The 23,754-nt window shown below is 60.9% G+C and carries 21 protein-coding genes and 3 pseudogenes; 15 read left to right on the forward strand and 9 right to left on the reverse strand.

Annotated features, from left to right (window positions below):
- The first annotated feature begins 121 nt into the window (after positions 1-121).
- The gene (locus tag QF045_RS27035) at positions 122-805 is read left to right on the forward strand and encodes a DNA-3-methyladenine glycosylase (RefSeq protein ID WP_306494766.1); all 684 of its coding nucleotides are present in this window, start codon (positions 122-124) and stop codon (positions 803-805) included.
- Positions 806-955: 150 nt separating this feature from the next.
- A complete protein-coding gene (locus tag QF045_RS27040; RefSeq protein ID WP_306494767.1) occupies positions 956-2,272 on the forward strand; it encodes a bifunctional DedA family/phosphatase PAP2 family protein in 1,317 nt (438 codons plus the stop codon).
- A 15-nt stretch (positions 2,273-2,287) separates the two neighbouring features.
- Here the strand turns inward: QF045_RS27040 and QF045_RS27045 are convergent, their stop codons facing one another.
- The 3 genes and pseudogenes from QF045_RS27045 to QF045_RS27055 form a co-directional block, all read right to left on the reverse strand.
- Positions 2,288-2,878, reverse strand: coding sequence for an LON peptidase substrate-binding domain-containing protein (locus tag QF045_RS27045; protein WP_306494768.1), 591 nt, complete (start codon positions 2,876-2,878; stop codon positions 2,288-2,290).
- A 21-nt stretch (positions 2,879-2,899) separates the two neighbouring features.
- Positions 2,900-3,617 (reverse strand): annotated as a pseudogene (locus QF045_RS27050) (LrgB family protein).
- On the reverse strand, positions 3,614-3,967 hold the full coding sequence (locus tag QF045_RS27055; RefSeq protein WP_306494769.1) for a CidA/LrgA family protein: 354 nt from the start codon (positions 3,965-3,967) through the stop codon (positions 3,614-3,616). Before QF045_RS27055 ends, QF045_RS27050 begins: the two are co-directional and overlap by 4 nt.
- A 180-nt stretch (positions 3,968-4,147) precedes the next feature.
- On the opposite strand from QF045_RS27055, the gene QF045_RS27060 reads away from it, so the two are divergent.
- The 3 genes from QF045_RS27060 to QF045_RS27070 all read left to right on the forward strand — a co-directional run bounded on the left by QF045_RS27060 (position 4,148) and on the right by QF045_RS27070 (position 7,098).
- Positions 4,148-4,603 carry a MaoC family dehydratase gene (locus tag QF045_RS27060; protein ID WP_306494770.1) on the forward strand — a complete coding sequence of 152 codons (456 nt, stop codon included), beginning with the start codon at positions 4,148-4,150 and terminating at the stop codon, positions 4,601-4,603.
- A gap of 105 nt (positions 4,604-4,708) precedes the next feature.
- Entirely contained in the window at positions 4,709-6,427 is a 1,719-nt protein-coding gene (locus QF045_RS27065) for a C13 family peptidase (RefSeq protein ID WP_306494771.1), read from the forward strand.
- Between the two features lie 29 nt (positions 6,428-6,456).
- Positions 6,457-7,098 (forward strand): oxidoreductase, encoded by a 642-nt coding sequence (locus QF045_RS27070; protein WP_306494772.1) that lies wholly within the window; start codon positions 6,457-6,459, stop codon positions 7,096-7,098.
- Positions 7,099-7,268: 170 nt separating this feature from the next.
- Here QF045_RS27070 and QF045_RS27075 read toward each other — a convergent pair whose 3' ends face one another.
- From QF045_RS27075 to QF045_RS27090, 4 genes and pseudogenes are all read right to left on the reverse strand, one after another.
- Complete coding sequence (locus QF045_RS27075) at positions 7,269-7,553, reverse strand: YceK/YidQ family lipoprotein (RefSeq protein WP_306494773.1); 285 nt, start codon at positions 7,551-7,553, stop codon at positions 7,269-7,271.
- The gene (gene ubiX / locus QF045_RS27080) at positions 7,546-8,175 is read right to left on the reverse strand and encodes a flavin prenyltransferase UbiX (protein ID WP_065910043.1); all 630 of its coding nucleotides are present in this window, start codon (positions 8,173-8,175) and stop codon (positions 7,546-7,548) included. Before ubiX ends, QF045_RS27075 begins: the two co-directional genes overlap by 8 nt.
- Positions 8,172-9,521, reverse strand: coding sequence for a UDP-N-acetylmuramate:L-alanyl-gamma-D-glutamyl-meso-diaminopimelate ligase (mpl, locus tag QF045_RS27085; RefSeq protein ID WP_306494774.1), 1,350 nt, complete (start codon positions 9,519-9,521; stop codon positions 8,172-8,174). Before mpl ends, ubiX begins: the two co-directional genes overlap by 4 nt.
- A 124-nt stretch (positions 9,522-9,645) precedes the next feature.
- Positions 9,646-11,560 (reverse strand): annotated as a pseudogene (locus tag QF045_RS27090) (sigma-54-dependent Fis family transcriptional regulator).
- A gap of 272 nt (positions 11,561-11,832) precedes the next feature.
- Between QF045_RS27090 and QF045_RS27095 the strand changes: the two are divergent.
- The 10 genes and pseudogenes from QF045_RS27095 (at position 11,833) to ycaC (ending at position 22,388) form a co-directional block, all read left to right on the forward strand.
- Positions 11,833-13,353, forward strand: coding sequence for an aldehyde dehydrogenase family protein (locus QF045_RS27095; protein WP_306494775.1), 1,521 nt, complete (start codon positions 11,833-11,835; stop codon positions 13,351-13,353).
- Between the two features lie 209 nt (positions 13,354-13,562).
- Complete coding sequence (gene eat, locus QF045_RS27100; RefSeq protein WP_306494776.1) at positions 13,563-14,996, forward strand: ethanolamine permease; 1,434 nt, start codon at positions 13,563-13,565, stop codon at positions 14,994-14,996.
- A gap of 53 nt (positions 14,997-15,049) precedes the next feature.
- Positions 15,050-16,444: an ethanolamine ammonia-lyase subunit EutB gene (locus QF045_RS27105; protein WP_306494777.1), complete on the forward strand. Its 1,395-nt coding sequence runs from the start codon at positions 15,050-15,052 to the stop codon at positions 16,442-16,444.
- Positions 16,441-17,274: an ethanolamine ammonia-lyase subunit EutC gene (eutC, locus tag QF045_RS27110; RefSeq protein WP_306494778.1), complete on the forward strand. Its 834-nt coding sequence runs from the start codon at positions 16,441-16,443 to the stop codon at positions 17,272-17,274. The genes QF045_RS27105 and eutC overlap by 4 nt, the downstream gene beginning before the upstream one ends.
- A gap of 92 nt (positions 17,275-17,366) precedes the next feature.
- The gene (locus QF045_RS27115) at positions 17,367-17,825 is read left to right on the forward strand and encodes an N-acetyltransferase (RefSeq protein WP_056846361.1); all 459 of its coding nucleotides are present in this window, start codon (positions 17,367-17,369) and stop codon (positions 17,823-17,825) included.
- 290 nt (positions 17,826-18,115) lie between these two features.
- Positions 18,116-18,772 carry a DedA family protein gene (locus QF045_RS27120; protein ID WP_046069710.1) on the forward strand — a complete coding sequence of 219 codons (657 nt, stop codon included), beginning with the start codon at positions 18,116-18,118 and terminating at the stop codon, positions 18,770-18,772.
- A gap of 6 nt (positions 18,773-18,778) precedes the next feature.
- Positions 18,779-19,594 (forward strand): zinc-dependent peptidase, encoded by an 816-nt coding sequence (locus tag QF045_RS27125; protein WP_306494779.1) that lies wholly within the window; start codon positions 18,779-18,781, stop codon positions 19,592-19,594.
- Positions 19,595-19,702: 108 nt separating this feature from the next.
- A complete protein-coding gene (gene ppa / locus QF045_RS27130; protein ID WP_003176323.1) occupies positions 19,703-20,230 on the forward strand; it encodes an inorganic diphosphatase in 528 nt (175 codons plus the stop codon).
- 211 nt (positions 20,231-20,441) lie between these two features.
- A complete protein-coding gene (locus tag QF045_RS27135; RefSeq protein ID WP_306494780.1) occupies positions 20,442-21,212 on the forward strand; it encodes a helix-turn-helix transcriptional regulator in 771 nt (256 codons plus the stop codon).
- A gap of 542 nt (positions 21,213-21,754) precedes the next feature.
- Positions 21,755-22,388, forward strand: a pseudogene (ycaC, locus tag QF045_RS27140) (isochorismate family cysteine hydrolase YcaC).
- A 45-nt stretch (positions 22,389-22,433) separates the two neighbouring features.
- Here ycaC and QF045_RS27145 read toward each other — a convergent pair.
- A complete protein-coding gene (locus QF045_RS27145; protein ID WP_306494781.1) occupies positions 22,434-22,784 on the reverse strand; it encodes a hypothetical protein in 351 nt (116 codons plus the stop codon).
- A gap of 23 nt (positions 22,785-22,807) precedes the next feature.
- Positions 22,808-23,572, reverse strand: coding sequence for a type IV toxin-antitoxin system AbiEi family antitoxin (locus QF045_RS27150; RefSeq protein WP_306494782.1), 765 nt, complete (start codon positions 23,570-23,572; stop codon positions 22,808-22,810).
- Positions 23,573-23,754: the final 182 nt, after the last annotated feature.

Below are 23,754 nucleotides of genomic sequence, written 5' to 3' on the forward strand. Positions count from 1 at the left end.
TCGACTGACAGCGGTGAGGGGCGGATGGTCGAAATGAACTGTAAAAACCTGGGGTTCAGCGGTAATTAAGGCGGGAGTTGTTATGATTCCGTCACATTTAGCCGTAATAACCCTGAACGTTATGTCCAGAATGACCCCTGAACTGCCCGCCAGCGCCCTCCCCGACAGCTTCTTCGACCGCGATGCGCAACTGCTTGCGCAAGAACTGCTTGGAAAAGTCATCCGCCATCGTGTTGGCGAAACCTGGCTTTCGGCGCGAATTATTGAAACCGAAGCCTATTACGTGGCCGAAAAAGGCAGCCACGCCTCGCTCGGCTACACAGAAAAGCGTAAGGCTTTGTTTCTGGATGGCGGGCATATCTACATGTACTACGCCCGAGGCGGTGATTCGCTGAACTTCAGCGCCCATGGCCCCGGCAATGCCGTGCTGATCAAATCGGCTTATCCCTGGGTCGATGAAGTGTCCGGGCCGGCGAGCCTGGCGCAGATGCTCTTGAACAACCCCAACCCCGACGGCAGCCCGCGCACCTCGCAGAAACTCTGCGCGGGCCAGACCCTGCTGTGCAAGGCGCTGGGCCTGAAGGTGCCGATATGGGATGCCAAGCGCTTCGACCGGGAACTGTTGTATGTAGAAGACGTGGGCCAGGTGCCGACGCGAATCATCCAGACCACCCGGCTGGGCATTCCCAGCGGGCGCGATGAGCATTTGATGTACCGCTTCGTCGATGCTGGCTATGCGCTTTATTGCACACGGAACCCGCTGCGCAGAGGCCAGGTCGAAGGCCGCGATTATTTTTTGATTTGAATAACGCCCCCCTCAACACAGTGAACCTTATGTGGGAGGGGGCTTGCTCCCGATAGCGGTGGGTCAGCTAAACAGTGACTGCCTGTTATGCCGCCATCGGGAGCAAGCCCCCTCCCACAGAATATGTATTGCATACATGGAGTGGATTGTATGGGCCAATGGCTCGATAGCATTACCGGCTGGTTGACCCTCAACCCACAATGGCTGGCGGCGGCGGTGTTTATCGTCGCGTGTGTGGAGTGCCTGGCCATCGCCGGGCTGATCGTGCCCGGCACCGTGTTGCTGTTTGCGATTGCCGCGCTGGCCGGCAGCGGCGCGTTGTCGTTGAGTGAAACCCTGCTGCTGGGGTTCCTCGGCGGTTTATTGGGCGATGGGGTTTCCTACTACCTGGGCCGACATTTCCACCAGAACATTAGGCGCCTGCCCGGCCTTCGTCAGCATCCCGAATGGATGAATGGCGCGGAAACCTACTTCCATAAGTACGGCATCGCCAGCCTGCTGGTCGGGCGTTTCATCGGCCCGCTGCGCCCCATGTTGCCGATGGTCGCCGGCATGTGCGACATGCCGTTCCCGCGTTTCGCGGCCGTAAGCGTGATCGCGGCAGCGGGTTGGACCGTGGCTTACCTGCTGCCCGGATGGGCCGCCGGTGCTGCATTCCGCCTGCCGTTGCCCGAAGGTTTCTGGCCGGAAGCCGCCATTGTCGCCGCCTGCCTGGCGGTACTGCTGGGGCTGAGTTTGAACAGCAGCCTGCGCGGCCACCGTCGTGCGACCCTGTGGGTGGGCTGCGCCAGCCTGGTTCTGCTGGTCGCGCTGTTTATCGGCTACCCGCACCTCAATGATTTCGACCAGGGCCTGAGCGCACTGGTGCAGGAACACCGTAGCCCATGGCTCGATCACGTGATGGTGCAACTCACCCAGCTGGGCGAATTCAAGAAGATGTTCGTGGCCAGCGCGGTGTTCACCGGCCTGCTGTTACTGGCGCGACAGTGGCGTCACGCCGTATTCGTCGGAGCCACGCTGGGCGGCGCCGCGGTAATCAATACCGGCACCAAGCTGTTCTTCGCCCGTGGCCGCCCGGAAATCCTGATCGACCCGCTCACCAGCTTCAGCATGCCCAGCGGCCATGCCTCCGGCTCGTTTGCGTTCTTTCTGGCCCTGGCGGTGCTGGCTGGCCGAGGCCAACCCACACGGTTACGCCTGACCTGGCTGCTGCTGGGCTGCATACCCGCCGCGTTCATTGCCTTGTCACGGGTGTACCTGGGCGCTCACTGGCCCACGGATATCCTGGCCGGCACGCTGTTGGCAATGAGCGTGTGTGCGTTCAGCCTCACCGTCATTCAATACCGCAGCCCGTTACCACCGATGACGCAAAAAGCCTGGTGGCTGGTATTGCCTACCGTGGTGGCCGTGCTCGCTTTCATCGCCTTTACCGGTACTTCGCACGCCTTGCTCAGGTACGCCTATTGAACGTCGGCCGGGATTTCAGGTGAACAGCTCACCTTGCAACTCATCCAGCAGCATCTGGATCGCATCCAGCCGCTGCTGCGGATCGTCCAGTTGCAGCAGGTCGATCTTATCGGCCTCGTCGAACGGCAACAGATACGCCAGCTGATTAGCCAGGGCCTGCTGGCCCTCGGCATGGGCGTCCATGTCCAGCGAAGCGACCATCGGGTGCTCCGCCAATGCCTGCAGCAGCGCCAGCAGGTCGGCATCCTCTGCTTCCAGCGGCTGGTCCGGCAGCTCTTCCAGCCACTGCACCTCGGCGACCAGCAACTGGTCCTTTTGCACCCCGGCGTCACGCACGCGGAAACGCCGCCCGCCTTCGACACGAATGCCCAGCAGGCCGTTGTCCTGTTGCTTGAAGTCGCGGATCAGCGCTTCACAGCCGATCAGCGCGTAGCCGTCCGGGGCCAGGCCGACCTCCTTGCCGTCGAGGATGCACACCACGCCGAAGCTTTCGCCCTTTTTCATGCAGCGACTGATCATGTCCAGGTAGCGCGCCTCGAACAGTTGCAAATCGAGCGTGCAGCCAGGGAACAGCACAGTGTTGAGCGGAAACAGCGCCAGACTCATAAAGGTTTCCTTAAACCCGGTTTAAACGATCACCGACACGGCCAGCGGCAGGAAGACCGCCGTGGCCACGCCCATCAAACTCATAGCCAGCGCCGCGAAGGCGCCGCATTCTTCGCTTTTCCTGCAGGGCCACCGAGGTGCCGACCGCGTGAGCCGTCATGCCCAACGCCATGCCGCGTGCTTCGGGGCTGTAGACACCCAGGCGTGACAGCAACGCTGGACCGATCATCGCGCCGACCACGCCGGTGATCAACACGAACACCGCCGCCAATGCCGCCACGCCACCAATCTGCTCGGCCACCAGCATGGCAATCGGCGACGTCACTGACTTGGGCGCCATGGTCATCAGCACCCGGTGTTCGGCACCGAACCACCAGCCCAACAATACGCACAGGCCGGTCGCCAACACCCCACCTATCACCAGCGTAGTAAAAATCGGCCAGAACAATTGGCGAATCCGTCGCAGGTTCAGATAAAGCGGCACCGCCAGCGCGACCGTCGCAGGCCCCAGCAGAATGCCCATGATCTCGGTGCTCTTGCGGTATTCGGCGTAGCTCAGGCCGCAGCCGAGCAACACGCCGATCACCAGCAGCATGGAGACCAGCACTGGCTGGAGGAAGATCCAGCGGGTTTTCTCGAACGCCGCCAGCACCAGTTGATACGCGCCCAGGGTGACGCCGATGCCGAACAGCGGATGATGAATGACGGCCGTCCAGGCGCCCTGCCAGTCGAACATCATTGGTCCTTCTCCTTGCGCTTGACCATCTGCTGCATCAGTACGCCGACAACCCCCATGGCGATGACCAGCGACAGCACCAGCGCGCCGACGATGGCCCAGAAGTCTGCAACGATGTCTTTGGCATACACCATCACGCCCACCGCCGGCGGCACCAGCAACAACGGCAGATAGCGCAACAGACTGCTGGCCGCCAGGCTCAGCGGCTCGCTGACTTCACCGCGCCAGATCAAAAAGCCAAGCATCAACAACAGGCCGATGATCGGCCCCGGCAATACCGGCAACAGCAAATGGTTGATCGCGGTGCCAATCAATTGAAACAGCACCAGCCAGGTCAGGCCACGTAACAGCATCCTCTTCGCCCCCTCAAAACCCATCCGCATTATAAGCACGCCGGCCCTATGCTCCGGCATTCGCCAAAAGCATGTCGTTGACCGGGCCGATTGCCCATGATGATCTACATTGGTTCTCTGTATCCCATAAAAACCCCTCATCAGCGGGGGGATAAAAATGATGAACCCAGGAGAGACGCAATGCCCTATGTACCCGTAGCGCAGCTCAAAGATTATGTCGGCAAGGAACTCGGACGTTCCGACTGGCTCACCATCGACCAGGCGCGCATCAACCTGTTCGCAGAAGCCACCGGCGATCATCAGTTCATCCACGTCGACCCGGTCAAGGCAGCGCAAACCCCGTTCGGCAGCACCATCGCCCATGGGTTCCTGTCGCTGTCGCTGATGCCCAAGCTGATGGAAGACATCCTGATCATGCCCGAAGGCTTGAAAATGGCGGTCAATTACGGCCTGGACAGCGTGCGTTTTATCCAGCCGGTGAAGGTCGGTTCCAAGGTGCGTCTGAACGTCACCCTCACCGACGTCAACGAGAAAAAGCCTGGCCAGTGGCTGTTCAAGGCCACCGCCACCCTGGAAATCGAAGGTCTGGAGAAACCGGCTTATATCGCCGAGTCGCTGTCACTCTGCTTCGTGTAGGACGCTGCCTGTGGCGAGGCAATAAACCTTGCCACAGTGTATGTAAATTTATGTATGAAACTCGCAGCTGCGGCATACTCGGCGCTTAATTATCCGGATCCCGCTATGCGCCCACTCGCTCCCCTTGCCCTTGCCCTGTTGCTCACCGCTTGCGGAGACGGCGAATCGCTGTTGCCGCCCGATGCGCGCCTGCCCGACGGCGGCCGCTACCGGGGCGATGTGGTCAATGGCTTGCTGCAAGGCCAGGGCCGCGTCGACTACCCGAACGGCAGCTGGTACGCCGGCGAGTTCGATAAGGGCCAGTGGCACGGCCAGGGCGAGTGGCACGGCAGCAATGGCGAAGTCTACAAGGGCGAGTTCAAGCAAGGCCTGTTTGACGGCCAAGGCAGCCTGACCACGGCGGGCAGCAGCTACGTGGGCGGCTTCAAGAACGGTCGACGCAACGGCGAAGGCACCCTCAAAGAGGGGCAGATGACCTATCGCGGCGAATTCAAGGACGACCAGTATTCCGGCCTCGGTCGCCTGGAGCTGGCCGACGGCAGCCAATACCAAGGCCAGTTCGCCCACGGCAAACCCAATGGCGAAGGTCAGCGCAACGACGACAGCGGCAATCAGTTCAGCGGCCACTTTGTCGATGGTCAACTGGAAGGCAACGGCACCTTCAACAGCGCCGACGGCGATATCTACGTCGGCCAATTCAAACAGAACCAGCTCAATGGCAAGGGTCGCTATGAAAATGCCGACGGCGACGTCTGGATCGGCCAGTTCAAGGAAGGTGCCCTGAGCGGCAAAGGCGAATTGATCGGCGTCGATGGCAGCCACTACGTGGGCCAGTTTAGTGATTGGCGTTTCAGCGGCGAAGGTCGCTTGAACCTTACCGATGGCAGTTTCTATGTCGGCGGCTTCGACAGCGACAGCTACCAGGGCCGCGGCACGCTGGTGCTCACCGACGGCACGGTGCAGGCTGGCACCTGGGTCAACGGCATGCGCGTGCGCGATGCCGAGGGCAAGCTGCTGCCCGACCCACTGGAAACCGGCGTATTGGCCCAGGGCCGCTTGCTGGCTGACGCCCTCGCCGCCGTGCCGCCCTCCACACCTGCCGTCGAGCTGTACACCCTGGCCTTGGCGGGCGACGGCAAGCAAAGCGTGTTCCTGCGCGAAGCCGATTACGTCAGCAACATGCTCGCCACCCGCTTCGGTGCGCGTGGGCAGATTCGTCTGGTCAACCACCGCGACCACATCGCCGACCGCCCCATGGCCACCCGCGAAAACCTGCGCAGGGCCGTGCAAACCCTGGCCGAACGCAGCGGGCCGGAAGACCTGGTGTTCATCTACATGACCAGCCACGGCACGCACGAACACGAACTGGTGCTGGACCAGCCGCGCATGGAACTGGCCGACCTGCCAGCCGATGAGCTGGCCGCCGTGCTTGCGCCGCTGAAAAACCGCGACAAGATCATCGTGATTTCCGCCTGTTACTCCGGCGGCTTCATCCCGGCATTGAAGGACGAGCACACGCTGATCATGACCGCCTCGCGCGCTGATCGCGTGTCGTTCGGCTGCTCGGAAGAGGCAGACTTCACCTACTTCGGTGATGCCCTTTTCGCACAAGCCTTCAGTCAAACGGACGATTTGCAACACGCGTTCAAACTGGCACAACTGCACGTGGCCGAGCGCGAACAGGCGGACAATTTCGAAGCCTCCGAACCGCAGATCTGGGCCCCCAAGGGCGTGATCGCCCATTGGCAACTATTACGTAAACAGCAGGCACGAAAGGCGCTCGAAAGCGTCTCAATGAATAGCAAGGAAGCCAAAGGCAACTAAGCTGTAACGTGTAACAAGGGGGAAACACCATGTACCTGACACCGCAGCATATCCTGCTGGCCGGCGCGTCCGGCCTCACCGGCGAACACTTGCTGGACCGCCTGCTCAACGAACCTACCGTGACCCGCGTGCTGGCACCCAGCCGCAAACCATTGGCTGAGCACCCTCGCCTGGAAAACCCCGTGGGCGACCCGGCCGTATTCCTGCCACAACTGAGCGGCCAGGTGGATATCGCCTTCTGCTGCCTGGGCACCACGATCAAGAAGGCCGGCTCCGAAGCTGCGTTCCGTGCCGTTGACCTGGATATGGTGGTGGCCTTTGCCAAGCGCGCACGGGAAATGGGCGCGCGGCACCTGATCGTGATCAGTGCAATTGGCGCCGATCCGAAATCTTCGGTGTTCTACAACCGCGTCAAAGGGGAAATGGAGCAGGCACTTAGAGCACAGGACTGGCCGCAACTGACCATCGTGCGCCCATCATTGCTGCTGGGCGAACGATTGGAACCGCGCCTGGCCGAACAGCTGGCGGGGCCGCTGTCGCGCCTGATTCCCGGCAAGTACCACGGCATCGAAGTGTGCGACCTGGCCCGCGCCATGTGGCGTCTGGCGCTGGAGGAGCAGGACGGGATACGGGTTGTGGAGTCGGATGAGTTGCGCAAGCTCGGTAAATAAGGTCTACACAGCAATAAATGTGGGAGGGGGCTTAAGGCTTTTTGTAGGAGCGAGCTTGCTCGCGAAGAACTCAGGGCCGCCGCGGTTATCCAGAATGAACGCGTTGCCTGGACGTTTTTCGCGAGCAAGCTCGCTCCTACATTTGGTTTTGTGTTGCCATTAAGGTCGAGTTAGAGCCCGCCCGTGGCGTTGAAGCCAACCCCCAACACCGTCAACAGCGACAGCGGCAACAGCAAGGTATCGAGCAACGCACTGGCCGGCAGGTCCACATGGGGATAAGTCGGAGCCTCGGCGCCAAACCGGTCTTTCGCACAACAGCCGCCGTTGATCGCATACAAATCCAGGCGCGTGCCGGCGTACACCACTGGCGCGCCAGGTTGTGCGGCATCCAGCGTGCGAGCGGTGGCGCAGCCGGTCAATTGCAGCGCCAGCACTACCAGCAACGCCTTATTCATCGCTGCTCAAATGATGCTCGCCCCAGCGCGGCAGCATGTCTTGAGGGATATTCAGCAGGTTGAGAATGCGCGCCACCACGAAATCCACCAGATCGTCGATGGTCTGCGGCTGGTGATAGAAGCCCGGCGATGCGGGCAGAATGGTCACGCCCATGTTCGACAACTTGAGCATGTGCTCCAGGTGGATGCTGGAATACGGCGCTTCACGCGGCACCAGAATCAACTGACGACGCTCCTTCAGGGTCACGTCCGCCGCACGCTCGATCAAATTGTTACAGGCGCCCGTGGCAATCGCCGACAGGGTGCCGGTGGAGCATGGCACCACCACCATCGCAGCCGGCGCACCGGAGCCGGACGCGACCGGCGACATCCAGTCCTCCTTGCCATACACCTTGATCTGCCCCGCCGCCGCGCCGGTGTATTCGGTGAGGAAGGCCTGCATCATCTGCACTTTGGCGGGTAACGCCACGTCAGTCTCCGTCGCCAGCACCAACTGCGCCGCCTTGGAGATCAGGAAATGCACCTCACGGTCTTCACGCACCAGGCAATCGAGCAGACGCAGGCCATACGGCGCGCCGGACGCGCCGGTCATCGCCAGGGTGACGCGTTCCGGCCCGCTCATTTGAGCGCCTCGGCCAGCTTGCCATGCAGGCCGCCGAAGCCGCCGTTGCTCATGATCACGACGTGCGTGCCCGGCTTGGCCAGGCGCTTGACGTGTTCGATGATGCCCTCCAACGAGTCACACACCGTCGAAGGCACCGTGCACTGCGCGGCGATCGCCGGCAGGTCCCAGCCAAGGTTGGCCGGTGCGTACCAGACCGCCTGGTCGGCGTCATTGACGCTTTCCGGCAGGCCATCGCGGTGCGCACCCAGCTTCATCGAATTGGAGCGCGGCTCGACGACAGCAATGATCTGCGCCTCGCCGACGCGCTTGCGCAGGCCGTCCAGGGTGGTGGCGATGGCCGTGGGATGGTGGGCAAAGTCGTCGTAGATGGTAATCCCATTCACGTCGGCCACCTTCTCCATGCGGCGCTTCACGCTTTTGAATGCGCTCAAGGCCGCGATACCCATGGACGGCACCACGCCCACATGCCGCGCAGCCGCGAGGGTGACCAAGGCGTTGGCGACGTTATGCTGGCCGGTCATGTCCCACTCGACGATGCCCTGGGCTTCGCCTTCGAACAGCACTTCAAACCGGGAGCCGTCGTCACGCAGCAACCTGACCTGCCACTGCCCGCCTGCGCCGGTGGTTTGCACCGGGGTCCAGCAGCCCATGTCGATCACACGCTGCAACGCCGGTTCGGTGGTCGGGTGGATCACCAGGCCTTCACTCGGGATGGTGCGCACCAGGTGATGGAACTGCCGCTCGATGGCCGGCAGATCCGGGAAGATGTCGGCGTGGTCGAACTCAAGGTTATTCAGGATCGCCGTGCGCGGACGGTAGTGGACGAACTTGGAACGCTTGTCGAAGAACGCGCTGTCGTACTCGTCGGCCTCGATCACGAAGAACGGCGTATCGCCCAGGCGCGCCGACACCGAAAAGTTTTGCGGCACACCGCCAATCAGGAAGCCGGGGCTCATGCCCGCATGCTCCAGTACCCAGGCCAGCATACTGCTGGTGGTGGTTTTGCCGTGGGTGCCGGCTACCGCAAGCACCCAGCGCCCTTGCAGCACGTGGTCGGCCAGCCACTGCGGGCCGGAAACATATGGCAAGCCTTTGTTGAGGACATACTCGACCGCAGGGTTACCTCGGGACATGGCGTTGCCAATCACCACCAGGTCCGGCACCGGGTCGAATTGCGCCGGGTCGTAGCCTTGCGTCAGCTCAATGCCCTGAGCTTGAAGCTGGGTACTCATGGGCGGATACACATTGGCATCAGAGCCAGTAACGTGATGGCCCAGCTCTTTGGCAAGCACCGCCATCGAGCCCATGAACGTGCCGCAGATACCAAGAATATGAATGTGCATAGTTGACCTCGTAAAACATCGAGGCAGGTTAGCGCAGGGAGTAGGAAATGGCACTCTTTAGGTCACCGTACCAAGCCCGCCGTCAGTCGACGGGCTGGCAAAACTTCAGGGTGACCCGCACCGTTTACCGCTGAGCGAGCGAGCTGCGTGAAATGTCATACTTTCGCAGTTTTCGATACAGCGTGTTACGGCTCACGCCTAACTGCTGTGCCGTATGGCTCATGTGCCAGCGTTGCTGCTCCAGTGTCGCCAGCAACGCCGAGCGTTCGGCATCGTCCAAGGGCGAATGTGAAAGGGCCGGATCGGAACTGGCCGAACGAGCCTGGCGGATGATCGCGGGTACATCCTCAAGCTCGATCTGGCTGGTGTCGCACAGCGCGACCAGCGTGCGCAATACCGTACGCATCTGTCGGATATTGCCCGGCCAGGCGTAGGCCAACAAAACGTCCCGCGCTGCTGACTTCAAACCGACAGGGCCGCTCACCTGCTTCCTGGGCCAGCAGAAAATCCAACAGTTGCGACTTGTCACTGCGCTCACGCAGCGCCGGCAGGGCGATTTCCAAGCCGTTCAAGCGGTAATACAAATCCTCGCGGAAACTGCCGTCCTGCACACGCTCCAGCAGATTACGGTGCGTGGCGCTGATAATTCGCACGTTCACCGCCTGCGGTTCACCGCCGATGGGCACTACCAGCCGGTCTTCCAGCACTCTCAACAAACGGGTTTGCAGCGCTACGGGCATGTCGCCGATTTCATCCAGAAACAGCGTACCGCCGTCAGCCTGCTGCAGCTTGCCACGCATGCCTTCCTTAAGGGCCCCGGTGAAACTGCCGCCGCGATAACCAAACAGCTCGCTTTCGATCAGGTTTTCCGGAATGGCCGCGCAGTTGAGCGCGACGAAGGCCTTGTCCGAACGCTGACTGGCCTGATGCACAGCCTTGGCGAACGCCTCTTTGCCGCAGCCGGTTTCACCGTTGATCAGCAGCGGCACATCGCGCTCGAACACCCGCAGCGCCTTGCGCATATCGTCCTGCAGCGCAGGGTCCCCCAGGCAGATACCTGACAACCGTGGCGTTTCTGGCTTGGTCATCGGGGTGGGCGCGCGACGCGGCTGGCCTCGCAAGGCGGCAAACAGGCTCCGCCCGCTACGGGTACGCAATGGCCAACTGGCGGTCGCATTGGCGCTGGCGCGGCTCAACAGTTGGTCCAGCGAACAATCGAAAAACGCTTCCACCGACTGCCCCAGCAGACCATCACGCACATGCCCAAGCAGGTTCAGCGCGCTCTGGTTGGCCGCGCAAATACGCCCTTCCCCGTCGAACGCCAGCAGGCCCTCGCTGAACAGGCCCACCGACTCGGCCTGCAGATGGAAGCGCAGCAGCCAGTGGTGTTCAAAGTGGCGCAGGAAATAGCAGCTTTCAATCATCTTGGCCGACAGATTGACCAGCGCCATGGTGTGGAACTGGCTCTGGCGCGACACGGCTTCGCGCGCCGAAGACACGTCCAGCACCGCCAACAGTTCGCCATGGGGGTCGAACACCGGGCTCGCCGAACAGGTCAGCCCGGTGTGTCGGCCACGAAAATGTTCGTCGCGGTGAATGGTCACGGACTGGCGCTCCACCAGGCAAGTGCCGATGCCGTTAGTACCTTCGCGGGCCTCGCTCCAATCGGCGCCCAGCCACAACCCGGCGCGCTCAAAAATCTTGCGCTCGGAGGGCGCCGTGACGCAGTTGAGGATCACACCGCGCGCGTCGGTGAGCAGCACCGCGTGGCCAGCCCCCGAGAGCTGCTGGTGAAGGCTGTTCATCTCATTGCCGGCAATGTGCAGCACGTGCTGCAGGCGCTCGCGGCTTTCCAGCAGGCGGCCCTGTTCAAGCACGGTGGGGGCGATGGTCTGCGCGGGGTCGAGGTGGTAGTCCTCCAGGCAGCGCAGCCAGGAGCGGGCAATCGATGGATCGCTGGCAGGGCCTTGAGCGAGGTCATGCCCACGGGTGACGGTCAAGACTTGCTGGGCATGGCGGCTGAACTGATCGTTGTGCATGTTCTTATTATTCTCCCTGCGTGAGAACGCCCAGCATCCTCCAGGCCCCCGGTCAATGCAATCCCGTCCCGACCCGCCGGTCACGAGCTGTAACGTTTATGGCACACACTGTCACCGCGCCTGTACCAACCGGGTGACAGCAACGCCCAGTAACAAACCCCAACCCATTGAATTACCTGGCCTGCCACGCAGTGGCCCAACCTTTGCTCTAGGCTTTATCACGCGCTTGCCGCGCTCTACTCCAATAAACATAAAAGCAGGAGATGCCCACCATGCGTTATGCACACCCCGGTACCGAAGGCGCTGTCGTTTCGTTCAAGGCCAAGTACGGCAACTACATCGGTGGCGAATTCGTTGCGCCGGTCGATGGCAATTACTTCACCAATACCTCGCCGGTCAACGGCAAGGCCATCGCCGAATTCCCGCGTTCCACTGCCAAAGACATCGACAAGGCGCTGGACGCCGCCCACGCCGCCGCTGACGCCTGGGGCAAGACCTCGGCCCAGGACCGCTCGCTGGTTTTGCTGAAAATCGCCGACCGCATCGAACAGAACCTCGAACTGCTGGCCATCACCGAAACGTGGGACAACGGCAAGGCCGTGCGTGAAACCCTCAACGCCGACATCCCGCTGGCGGCCGACCACTTCCGCTACTTCGCCGGCTGCATTCGCGCCCAGGAAGGCAGCAGCGCCGAAATCAACGAACACACCGCCGCCTATCACTTCCACGAACCGCTGGGCGTGGTCGGCCAGATCATCCCGTGGAACTTCCCCCTGCTGATGGCGGCGTGGAAACTCGCGCCTGCCCTGGCCGCCGGTAACTGCGTGGTGCTCAAGCCGGCCGAGCAAACGCCGCTGGGGATCAACGTGCTGATGGAACTGATCGGCGACCTGCTGCCGCCCGGCGTGCTCAACGTGGTGCACGGCTTCGGCAAAGAAGCTGGCGAAGCCCTGGCCACCAGCAAGCGCATCGCCAAGATCGCCTTCACCGGCTCGACCCCGGTGGGCTCACACATCATGCACGCGGCGGCAGAGAACATCATTCCGTCGACCGTTGAGCTGGGCGGCAAGTCGCCGAACATCTTCTTCGCCGACATCATGAAAGCCGAACCGCAATTCATCGAAAAAGCCGCCGAAGGCCTGGTGCTGGCGTTCTTCAACCAGGGCGAGGTGTGCACCTGCCCATCGCGCGCGCTGGTGGAAGAGTCGATCTACGACGACTTCATGAAAGTGGTGATGAAGAAGATCGAGTCGATCAAACGTGGCGACCCACTGGACACCGACACCATGGTCGGCGCTCAGGCGTCGGAGCAGCAGTTCGACAAGATCCTGTCCTACCTGGAAATCGCCAAGGGCGAGGGCGCGCAGTTGCTCACCGGCGGCAAGGTCGAGAAGCTCAGCGGCGACCTGGCCACCGGCTATTACATCCAGCCGACCCTGCTCAAGGGCACGAACGACATGCGCGTATTCCAGGAAGAAATCTTCGGCCCGGTGGTGAGCATCACCACCTTCAAGGACGAAGCCGAAGCCCTCGCGATTGCCAACGACACCGAGTTCGGCCTGGGCGCCGGCCTGTGGACCCGCGACATCAACCGCGCCTATCGCATGGGCCGTGCGATCAAGGCGGGCCGCGTGTGGACCAACTGCTACCACCTGTACCCGGCGCATGCCGCGTTTGGCGGTTACAAGAAGTCCGGTGTAGGCCGTGAGACGCACAAGATGATGTTGGACCATTACCAGCAAACCAAGAACTTGCTGGTGAGTTACGACATTAATCCATTGGGCTTCTTCTAACTAAGCACCCTCTCCCACATTCAGGAATGCAATAAAGAATGTGGGAGGGGGCTTGCTCCCGATAGCAATGGACCCGCCAACCACTCACTAACTGACCTACCGCTATCGGGAGCAAGCCCCCTCCCACACTCGAACACTTATAAGTACTTGCGACTGCATTCGGCCCACAGAGGCCGAGTTAAAACAATAACAACGAAAGGTACTTCCCCATGCCTAGCGAACCCACTGGATCTTCCGTCGACTTCGAAAAAGTCGGTACCGATTACTTTCAACAACGCGAACTTAAAAAAGGCGCTGCCGGCTGGGTGCTGTTAGTCGGCCTCGGCGTCGCCTACGTAATTTCCGGCGACTACGCCGGCTGGAACTTCGGCCTGGCCCAAGGCGGCTGGGGCGGGATGTTTCTCGCCACATTGCTGATGGCCACCATGTACCTGTGCATGTGCTTTTCACTGGCCGAACTGTCTTCGATGATCCCCACCGCCGGCGGCGGCTATGGCTTTGCCCGCAGTGCGTTTGGCCCTTGGGGCGGGTTCCTCACGGGCACGGCGATCCTGATCGAATACGCCATCGCACCCGCCGCCATCGCGGTGTTTATCGGCGCGTATTGCGAGTCGCTGTTCGGCATTGGCGGCTGGATGATCTATCTGGCGTTTTACATCATTTTTATCGGCATCCACATCTTCGGGGTGGGTGAAGCGTTGAAGCTGATGTTCGTGATTACCGCCATCGCAGCCATCGCGCTGGGCGTGTTTCTGGTGTCGATGGTGCCGCACTTCAACGTCGCCAACCTGCTGGACATCCCGGTGAGCGAAGCCAAGGGCGCCAGCAGCTTCCTGCCGTTCGGCTACGTCGGCGTGTGGGCCGCGATCCCCTATGCGATCTGGTTTTTCCTCGCAGTAGAAGGCGTGCCCCTGGCCGCTGAAGAAACCAAGAACCCCAAGCGTGACCTGCCACGCGGCCTGATCGGCGCGATTGTGGTGCTGACCAGTTTTGCCCTGCTGATCCTGGTGATTGCACCGGGTGGTGCAGGCACTTACGCACTGATCAAATCCGGCAACCCTCTGGTGGAAGCCCTGGCGCTGTCCTACGGCGGTTCGACCTGGATGGGCAGCTTCGTCAACCTGGTGGGCCTGGCAGGCTTGATCGCGAGCTTTTTCTCGATCATCTACGCCTATTCCCGGCAGATCTTCGCCTTGTCCCGCGCCGGCTACCTGCCACGCAAACTCTCCGAAACCAACAAGAGCAAGGCACCGGTGCTGGCCTTGGTGATCCCCGGCATCATCGGTTTTGGTCTGTCGTTGACCGGTCAGGGCGATCTGCTGATTCTGGTGGCGGTGTTCGGCGCCACCATCTCCTACGTGTTGATGATGGCCGCGCACATCACCTTGCGCATCCGTCGCCCTAAAATGGAGCGGCCATACCGCACGCCGGGCGGCATCTTCACCTCGGGCGTGGCGCTGGTGCTGGCCTGCGTGGCCGTGGTGGCGGGCTTCCTGGTGGATCCGCGCGTGGTGATTGGCGCGGCGATCATCTATGGAGTATTAATTGCTTACTTTGCTTTCTACAGCCGGCATCACTTGGTAGCAGGCACGCCGGAAGAAGAATTCGCGGCGATCCAGGCCGCAGAGGCCGCCTTGCACTAACTGCCGTAAACCTCGACGCGGGCGCCTTGCCCGCGTCGTCAAGGAGACACTGTATGGCAAGCTTTTCCCACGCGGTGGGTGCACAGACTTACCGCTTCGACAGCCTCAAGGACCTGATGGCCAAGGCCAGCCCGGCGCGCTCCGGCGACTTCCTGGCCGGCGTGGCTGCGCACAATGATGGCGAGCGGGTCGCGGCCCAAATGGCGCTGGCGAACACGCCGTTGAAACACTTCCTGGAAGAAGCGCTGATTCCCTATGAAAGCGATGAAGTCACCCGGCTGATCATCGACACCCACGACAAACAGGCCTTCGCCATCGTCAGCCACCTGACCGTCGGCGGCCTACGCGACTGGCTGCTCAGCGACGCAGCCGATGAACACTCCCTACGCGCACTGGCGCCGGGGCTGACACCGGAAATGGCCGCCGCCGTGTCCAAGATCATGCGCGTGCAAGACTTGGTGCTGGTGGCGCAGAAGATCCGCGTGGTCACCCAGTTTCGCGGCACCATGGGTCTGCGCGGGCGTCTGTCTACGCGCCTGCAACCCAACCACCCCACTGACGAGCCGGCCGGCATTGCCGCCAGCATTCTCGACGGCCTGCTCTACGGCAACGGCGACGCGATGATCGGCATCAACCCGGCCACCGACAGCATCGCCTCGATCTGCGCCATGCTGGAAATGCTCGACGCAATCATCCAGCGCTACGACATCCCCACCCAGGCCTGCGTGCTGACCCACGTCACCACCTCCATCGAGGCGATCAACCGTGGCGTGCCGCTGGATCTGGTGTTCCAGTCGATCGCCGGCACCGAGGCGGCGAACGCCAGCTTCGGCATCAGCCTGAGCGTGCTGCAGGAAGGCTACGACGCGGGCTTGAGCCTCAATCGCGGCACCCTGGGCCAGAACCTGATGTATTTCGAAACCGGCCAGGGCAGCGCCTTGTCGGCCAACGCGCATTTTGGTGTGGACCAGCAAACCTGTGAAACCCGCGCCTATGCGGTGGCCCGGCATTTCAAACCGTTTCTGGTGAACACCGTGGTCGGTTTTATCGGCCCCGAGTACCTGTACAACGGCAAGCAGATCATCCGCGCCGGCCTCGAAGACCACTTCTGCGGCAAGTTGCTCGGCGTGCCGATGGGGTGCGACATCTGCTACACCAACCACGCCGAAGCCGACCAGGACGACATGGACACCCTGCTGACCCTGCTCGGCGTGGCCGGGATCAACTTCATCATGGGCATCCCCGGCTCCGACGACATCATGCTCAACTACCAGACCACCTCCTTCCACGACGCGCTGTACGCCCGCCAGACACTGGGCTTGAAACCGGCGCCGGAGTTCGAGCAGTGGCTGGCGAAGATGGGCATCTTTACGCAAGCCGACGGCAAGGTACGCTTCGGCAACAACCTGCCACCGGCATTTCGCCACGCCTTGGCGCAATTGGGATGAAGGAGCCGCCTGTGCAACTCGACCTGCCTGACAACCCCTGGCTGCAATTGCGCCGCCTGACCCCGGCGCGCATTGCCCTGGGCCGCACCGGCACCAGCATTCCCACCAGCGCGCAACTGGACTTCCAGTTTGCCCACGCCCAGGCGCGGGATGCGGTGCACCTGCCCTTCGATCATGAAGGGTTGAGCCGCCAATTTGCCGAGCGCGGCCGCGACAGCCTGTTGCTGCACAGCGCCGCCACCGACCGGCATCTGTACCTGCAGCGACCGGACCTGGGGCGTCGCCTGAGTGATGACTCGGCGCAGACACTGCGCGACTACGCTTCAGCACACCCCGATGGCGTGGACCTGGCAATCGTGGTGGCCGACGGCCTGTCGGCGCTGGCCGTGCACAAACACACCGCGCCGTTTCTGACACGTCTGGAAGAACAGACCCACGCCGAAGGCTGGTCGCTGTCACCGGTGATCCTGGTCGAACAGGGCCGCGTCGCCGTGGCCGATGAGATCGGGCAACTGCTCGGCGCCAAAATGGTGGTGATCCTGATCGGCGAACGGCCGGGGCTCAGTTCACCGGACAGCCTGGGCCTGTATTTCACCTACAACCCCAAGGTCGGCCTCACCGACGCCTACCGCAACTGCATCTCCAATGTCCGCCTGGAAGGCCTGAGTTACGGCATGGCGGCCCATCGCCTGCTGTACCTGATGCGCGAGGCGTGTCGTCGGCAGCTGTCGGGGGTCAATCTCAAGGACGAGGCTCAACTGCAAACCCTCGAGTCGGATGACCCGGACCTGACGAAAGGCAATTTCCTGCTCAGCCCGCCCGCAGACTGATCGCGGCACGATTGCGCTTTTTCGCGACGTTAGGCAGCATCGAATCACGGCCGCGCGTGTGGTCATCCCCCATTTGGAAGTTGAGGCCTGGCATGCGGATTACTCAAGCGACCCTGGAACACCTGGACCTGCTCACCCCGTTGTTCGTCAAATACCGCGAGTTCTACGGGGCCCTGCCATTCCCGGACTCGTCGCGGGCCTTTCTGGAAAAGCGCCTGCGGCGCAAGGAATCGGTGATCTACCTGGCGCTGGCCGATGATGATGACAAGCGGCTGCTGGGGTTCTGCCAGCTGTATCCGAGCTTTTCTTCGCTGTCGCTCAAACGGGTGTGGATCCTCAATGACATCTATGTGGCCGAAGACGCGCGTCGGCAACTGGTCGCCGACAACCTGATGCGCACCGCCAAGAAAATGGCCAAGGAAACCCACGCCGTGCGGCTGCGGGTGTCCACCAGCAGCGACAATGACGTGGCGCAGAAGACTTATGAGTCGATTGGATTTCGCGAAGACACCGAATTCAAAAACTACGTGCTGCCGATCAACGAAGACTAACGCTCGGTCCCCTGTGGGAGGGGGCTTGCCCGCGATAGCAGTGTGTCAGCCACTGTTAATAACACTGACCCACCGTCATCGGGGGCAAGCCCCCTCCCACATTGATCCGGCACCTACCCCTTCACACTTTCGCGACACTCCCCGCTACAAAAGCCACACGCTTTTCACCTCTCAATCCGTATAATGCGCACCTCTCAGGGTTGTAAGAATCTCGACATACACGTGTAGCCTTATTACCCGTCGTCCCCGCACTGGCCTGCTGAGCCGGGCCATTCACACAGGTGCCATCCATGGATTTCAACCCGCTAGACCTTATCCTGCATCTCGACGTTTACCTCGACATGCTGGTAACCAATTACGGTCCGTGGATCTACGCCATTCTGTTTCTGGTGATCTTCTGCGAGACCGGCCTGGTGGTCATGCCGTTCCTGCCGGGTGATTCGCTGCTGTTCATCGCCGGTGCCGTTGCCGCGGGCGGCGGCATGGACCCGGTGCTGCTGGCCGGCCTGCTGATGCTGGCGGCCATCCTCGGCGACAGCACCAACTACGTGATCGGGCGAACGGTGGGCGAGCGCTTGTTCAGCAACCCGAACTCGAAAATTTTCCGTCGCGACTACCTGCAAAAAACTCACGACTTCTACGACAAACACGGCGGCAAAACCGTGACCCTGGCGCGCTTCCTGCCGATCCTGCGCACCTTCGCGCCGTTTGTCGCCGGCATTGCCAAAATGCCTTACCCGCGCTTTTTCGGGTTCAGCGTACTCGGCACCATCCTCTGGGTCGGTGGCCTGGTGACCCTGGGTTACTTCTTCGGCAACGTGCCGTTTATCAAGAAGAACCTGTCGCTGCTGGTGGTGTTCATCATCCTGCTGTCCCTGGTACCGATGATCATCGGCGTGGTGCGCAGCCGCTTTGGCCGCACCTCCTCCGAAGCCAACCCGCACTGATCGCCCATGTGGTCCCTCAGCGCCTGGCGTCGCCGGCGCCTGCTGGCCAAGCACCCGATTGCCGATGACACCTGGCAGCGGGTGCGTCACCACCTGACCTTTCTCGATGGCATCACGGCCGAGCAAGACCAGTGGCTGCGCGAAGCCTGTGTGCTGTTTCTGGCGGATAAACACCTCACCGCCCTGCCCGGCGTCGAACTGCATCAGGAACAGCGCCTGCTGCTCGCCGCCCAGGCGCAACTGCCGCTGATGAACCTGGACGACCTCGACTGGTATCAGGGCTTCCATGAAATCGTGCTGTACCCCGACGACTTCCTCAGTCCGCAACGCCACCGCGATGCCAGCGGCGTGGAACACGAGTGGGACGGCGAACACAGCGGCGAAGCCTGGCAACAGGGCCCGGTGATCCTCGCCTGGCCCGGCGTCCTCGCCAGCGGCCAGTGGGAAGGCTACAACCTGGTCATCCACGAACTGGCGCACAAACTGGACATGCTCAACGGCGACGCCAACGGCCTGCCGCCGCTGCACCACGACATGCGCGTGCAGGAATGGGCCAGCGTGATGCAAAGCGCGTTTGACGACCTCAATCGCCAACTGGACGCCAACCCGGACGCCGACACCGAGATCGACCCTTACGCGGCGGAAAACCCGGCGGAATTCTTTGCCGTGACCAGCGAATATTTTTTCAGCGCCCCGGATTTACTGGTCAGCCATTATCCACAGGTGTACGCGCAACTCAGCCGCTTCTACCGCCAGGACCCGTTGGCCCGCCTGACCCAACTGCAGGCCCACGACCCGCGCTACCAGCCACAGGGCGAATGACCGTACGACGCTTGGCGCATGGCATCGGCGTCAGAATATGCCTATAATCGCCGCCACTTTTAGGCCAATCCGGCCATGTCATATGGCCAACTACGGGGGCAACGCCCAATGAGCTACAGCAAGATTCCGGCTGGCAAAGACCTGCCGAACGACATCTACGTCGCCATCGAAATTCCGGCCAACCACGCGCCGATCAAATACGAAATCGACAAAGACAGCGACTGCCTGTTCGTTGACCGTTTCATGGCCACCCCGATGTTCTACCCGGCCAACTACGGTTTCATCCCCAACACCCTGGCTGACGACGGTGACCCCCTCGACGTGCTGGTCGTGACCCCTTACCCGGTCACCCCAGGCTCGGTTATCCGCGCTCGCCCGGTCGGCATCCTGAACATGACCGACGACGGCGGCGGCGATGCCAAAGTCATCGCAGTGCCACACGACAAGCTGTCCCAGCTGTACGTCGACGTGAAGGAATACACCGACCTGCCACCGCTGCTGCTGGAACAGATCAAGCACTTCTTCGAGAACTACAAAGACCTCGAAAAAGGCAAATGGGTGAAGATCGACGGTTGGGGCAACGCAGACGCCGCCCGCGCCGAGATCATGAAGTCGGTTGCCGCCTACAAAGGCTGATACCCGCAACTCATTGCCACGGCGATAGAAAAGCCCCGATTACTCGGGGCTTTTTTTTGGAAAAATTAAACATCGAGTTCATTTATTAACTTGCGACGTTCAACTAAGAAGCACCACTGAAGAATAAGACTACAACTAAGGAAAAGCCTACACGCGCAACTCAACGCATAGTTTATTTGAATAGCTTCCCCGGCCAGTAAACTCTGCGTTCATGAATACATCAGGTGATCGTTTAAAAGCGCTGCTACGGGAAGTTCATCTTTCCGCCTCCGACTTCGCCAAGAACCGCGGCGTCACGCCTCAGCACGTGAACAACTGGTTCAAGCGCGGCGTCCCCATGGGCCGACTCAACGAGATCGCAGAACTGCTGTGCGTCTCCAGCCGCTGGTTAAGCGACGGCCGCGGCCCCAAACATCCACCGGCCAACTACGTGTTGGACGGCCCCACCGCAAGGATTGCACCCGCCCGCGAAGACATCGGCAAATACCTTACAGGCCCCGCCTGCCGCCCGGAAAACTCCGACGTGGAGATCCCCCTCCACCCCACCTTCACCTCCACCGAGCGCATCCGCGTCTCCCAGCACACCCTCCAAACCCTCAACGTAGACCCCGACCGCGCCGTAGGCGCCTACATGGTCGACAACAGCATGATCGACATCATCCAGCAAGGCGCCACCCTCGCCGTCGACAAAGGCCGCACCCAAATCATCGACGGCGAAATCTACGCCGTCGAACACGACGGCATGCTGCGCATCAAATACCTCTACAACCGACCTGGCGGCGGCTTGCGCATGCGTAGCCACAACGCCAGCGAACACCCGGACGAATACCTCACCTATGACCAACGCTTCGAGCAGAACTTCCAGATAGTGGGCTGGGTATTCTGGTGGTCCACCCTCAACAACCGCCGCCCACCGGTACCGCTGGACGAACACCTGCTGGGCTGGGAAGGCTCTAAATCGGAACCGGAGGTGGGCAACTGAGGTGAATGTGGGTATCATGCGCCGCACATTTGGCAGGGGAATGGCTTCACGCTGTTTGCCCTGTCAGGCGATGCGGAGGAGTTCCCGCAGATGCCCTACTATTCAGCCCGACGCAATGTGGGCTGAGCGATTTGAAGGCTGGTGAGGCTTGTCAAAAACAAGCTGAGGCAGTCCCCGAGAAGCCGGCCACAAGCCGGCTTTTTAATGCCCGTCTATCCCTGATCATTTGTCCAACAACTGCTGGACAATTGAATGCTAAAAGAGCTGGCCCTTATTCGCCCAGCCTGTCCCGCCCTGAGAGGTTTACACCTTCTGATTTGTATTCAGGAGGACGTTGACCCGCAACCTCTACGTATCAGCCAGCGACTCAAGGTGACTTTCGCCTCGACACCCAACGGGCAAAAAGCACCGGCCTTTTAATTGTCTCGCTCTGGTTGACGGTAAGACACGCAACAGCCGATTTATCACTTCAAGCCCAACCATTAATCTGTGCCCATGTTGAACGCAACGCCCAACCAACCTAAACAAAAAAGGATTCAACCATGAGCACGCCAACCTACAGCCGCTTGAACAAAGACGACGCCATCGTTCTGCTGGTCGACCACCAGACCGGCCTGATTTCCTTGGTGCAGGACTTCTCGCCCAACGAGTTCAAGAACAACGTGCTGGCCCTGGCGGACCTGGCCAAGTTCTTCAACCTGCCGACCATCCTCACCACCAGCTTCGAACAAGGCCCCAACGGCCCGCTGGTGCCGGAGTTGAAAGAGATGTTCCCGGACGCGCCCGTATATCGCCCGCCCTGGCCAGATCAATGCCTGGGACAACGAAGACTTCGTCAAGGCGATCAAGGCCACCGGCCGCAAGCAGATCATCATTGCCGGCGTGGTAACGGATGTGTGCGTAGCGTTCCCGACCTTGTCGGCGCTGGCGGAAGGGTTTGAAGTGTTTGTGGTGACCGATGCGTCGGGTACGTTCAACACCACCGTGCAACAAGCGGCCTGGAGCCGGATGACACAGGCGGGTGCGCAACTGATGAACTGGTTCTCGGTAGCGTGCGAGCTGCACCGCGACTGGCGCAACGATATCGAAGGGCTGGGGAATTTGTTGTCGCAGCGCATTCCCAACTATCGCAACCTGATGAATGGGTATGCGGCGCTGACGGCGCAGCAGAAGTAAGTCAGCCGAGTGAGACGACAAGCCTGCCCTGAAAAGCAGGCTTTTTCATGTCACGCCTTGCCCAGCCAACAACTGCTCGACCACCGCCTCGAGCTTCGCCACCGCCTCCATCCGTTTTGCAGCAGATATCTGCCTGACATTATGCAATTTCCATCGTACGGCGGGTAATTGGTCTACTCCCGATACATTCAACGCAGCCCAGTCTGGCTCTCCCTGTTTGACAGAGATGAGGAAAGCGGCATCCTGTTCGCCGAATTGTCGACAGATCGCAGCCAGCAACGCTTCTCTGGTCGCTTCTAACTGGCCAAGCGTGACCGGTTCTCGTGTCATGCCGGCAAACTCAGCCTCAAACGCGCCTGCCAACGGCTTCCAGCGCGGAGCAAGCAGTTCGGCCATAGGCCTGAGCGGCATAACGTGGATCAAGTGGCATTGGCAAAATTCTCCGGAACGGTAATGAGGAACTCTTTATCGAGTCGACCGCCCCGGATGATTTGCCGCTTGCCCTTGCCTAGATCGATGCTGGAACGATCTATCCGCCCGTACCAGGCGTGAGCCGCATTACGTGCCAGTACAAAGAACACACGTTTGACGCGAATGGAGTTGCACGCTTCAAGCAGCTTCTGCAGACGCCTGGGGCTCAACGTAGCAAGGCCGTTGAGAACATCGGCCACACCGCTGAACAGCATTTCGTCGGCGCTTTGGTGAATAAGCTCGAGCACCGCACGTTCCGGGGTAGAGATTTTTAGCGCGAATTGACGATAAGGCATCTGGAAATCTTGTAACGCCATATCTTCCAGTGCAGTGAAGAGCACGCCTGGATAGAAATTCACCTGCGCGCCCCAGTCATGCTTGCGAAACCAACCGGGAAGAACAGCCCCCGCTAAGCCAGATAGCTCAACCGTCTCTGTCCCAAACGTCAGGTAATGGCTGTATCCGGCCAAGCTCAACGCCGTGGCGCCGCCCGGCCAAATCTGCACCGTGGCGCCCTGTTGCAAAGCGAATACACCGCCGTGCCAGTCGATACTGTCGCCGCTGCGTTTCCAGGCACCGTGCCCCAAGCGCTCTACCCAGCCTGTTTGCTGATACTTCTGAACGAGATTCGGGCCGACACCCTGTTCGTGAAGCCACGCTTGGGTGGCGATCACGCCCGAAGGCCAGTCCTCTAGAAGACGGTTTATTTTCATAATTAATATCACCCGATAAGGGTATTTTTAGTGAAAATATTAAACCACGATAACCCGACGCCAAGTCAGTCTTTTTCCGGCCTGCGATTGTCTCTCGTAGATGGACAGTAAGACTCCTTGCAGCCAATTTATCTACCGACCGCTGCCTATTAATCTGTGCCCATGTTGAACGCAACGCCTAA

This window comes from Pseudomonas sp. W4I3 (assembly GCF_030816195.1).
Taxonomy (GTDB): domain Bacteria; phylum Pseudomonadota; class Gammaproteobacteria; order Pseudomonadales; family Pseudomonadaceae; genus Aquipseudomonas.

Bases quoted from the DNA above. Each gene is read 5' to 3' on its own strand.
- eutC (WP_306494778.1), top strand. From the start codon at position 16,441: ATGAAGGAGCCGCCTGTGCAACTCGACCTGCCTGACAACCCCTGGCTG.
- QF045_RS27045 (WP_306494768.1), bottom strand. From the start codon at position 2,878: ATGAGTCTGGCGCTGTTTCCGCTCAACACTGTGCTGTTCCCTGGCTGC.
- ppa (WP_003176323.1), top strand. From the start codon at position 19,703: ATGAGCTACAGCAAGATTCCGGCTGGCAAAGACCTGCCGAACGACATC.
- QF045_RS27115 (WP_056846361.1), top strand. From the start codon at position 17,367: ATGCGGATTACTCAAGCGACCCTGGAACACCTGGACCTGCTCACCCCG.
- QF045_RS27070 (WP_306494772.1), top strand. From the start codon at position 6,457: ATGTACCTGACACCGCAGCATATCCTGCTGGCCGGCGCGTCCGGCCTC.
- QF045_RS27040 (WP_306494767.1), top strand. From the start codon at position 956: ATGGGCCAATGGCTCGATAGCATTACCGGCTGGTTGACCCTCAACCCA.
- QF045_RS27145 (WP_306494781.1), bottom strand. From the start codon at position 22,784: ATGGCCGAACTGCTTGCTCCGCGCTGGAAGCCGTTGGCAGGCGCGTTT.
- QF045_RS27120 (WP_046069710.1), top strand. From the start codon at position 18,116: ATGGATTTCAACCCGCTAGACCTTATCCTGCATCTCGACGTTTACCTC.
- QF045_RS27075 (WP_306494773.1), bottom strand. From the start codon at position 7,553: ATGAATAAGGCGTTGCTGGTAGTGCTGGCGCTGCAATTGACCGGCTGC.
- ubiX (WP_065910043.1), bottom strand. From the start codon at position 8,175: ATGAGCGGGCCGGAACGCGTCACCCTGGCGATGACCGGCGCGTCCGGC.
- mpl (WP_306494774.1), bottom strand. From the start codon at position 9,521: ATGCACATTCATATTCTTGGTATCTGCGGCACGTTCATGGGCTCGATG.
- QF045_RS27065 (WP_306494771.1), top strand. From the start codon at position 4,709: ATGCGCCCACTCGCTCCCCTTGCCCTTGCCCTGTTGCTCACCGCTTGC.
- eat (WP_306494776.1), top strand. From the start codon at position 13,563: ATGCCTAGCGAACCCACTGGATCTTCCGTCGACTTCGAAAAAGTCGGT.
- QF045_RS27135 (WP_306494780.1), top strand. From the start codon at position 20,442: ATGAATACATCAGGTGATCGTTTAAAAGCGCTGCTACGGGAAGTTCAT.
- QF045_RS27105 (WP_306494777.1), top strand. From the start codon at position 15,050: ATGGCAAGCTTTTCCCACGCGGTGGGTGCACAGACTTACCGCTTCGAC.
- QF045_RS27035 (WP_306494766.1), top strand. From the start codon at position 122: ATGTCCAGAATGACCCCTGAACTGCCCGCCAGCGCCCTCCCCGACAGC.
- QF045_RS27055 (WP_306494769.1), bottom strand. From the start codon at position 3,967: ATGCTGTTACGTGGCCTGACCTGGCTGGTGCTGTTTCAATTGATTGGC.
- QF045_RS27095 (WP_306494775.1), top strand. From the start codon at position 11,833: ATGCGTTATGCACACCCCGGTACCGAAGGCGCTGTCGTTTCGTTCAAG.
- QF045_RS27125 (WP_306494779.1), top strand. From the start codon at position 18,779: ATGTGGTCCCTCAGCGCCTGGCGTCGCCGGCGCCTGCTGGCCAAGCAC.
- QF045_RS27060 (WP_306494770.1), top strand. From the start codon at position 4,148: ATGCCCTATGTACCCGTAGCGCAGCTCAAAGATTATGTCGGCAAGGAA.
- QF045_RS27150 (WP_306494782.1), bottom strand. From the start codon at position 23,572: ATGAAAATAAACCGTCTTCTAGAGGACTGGCCTTCGGGCGTGATCGCC.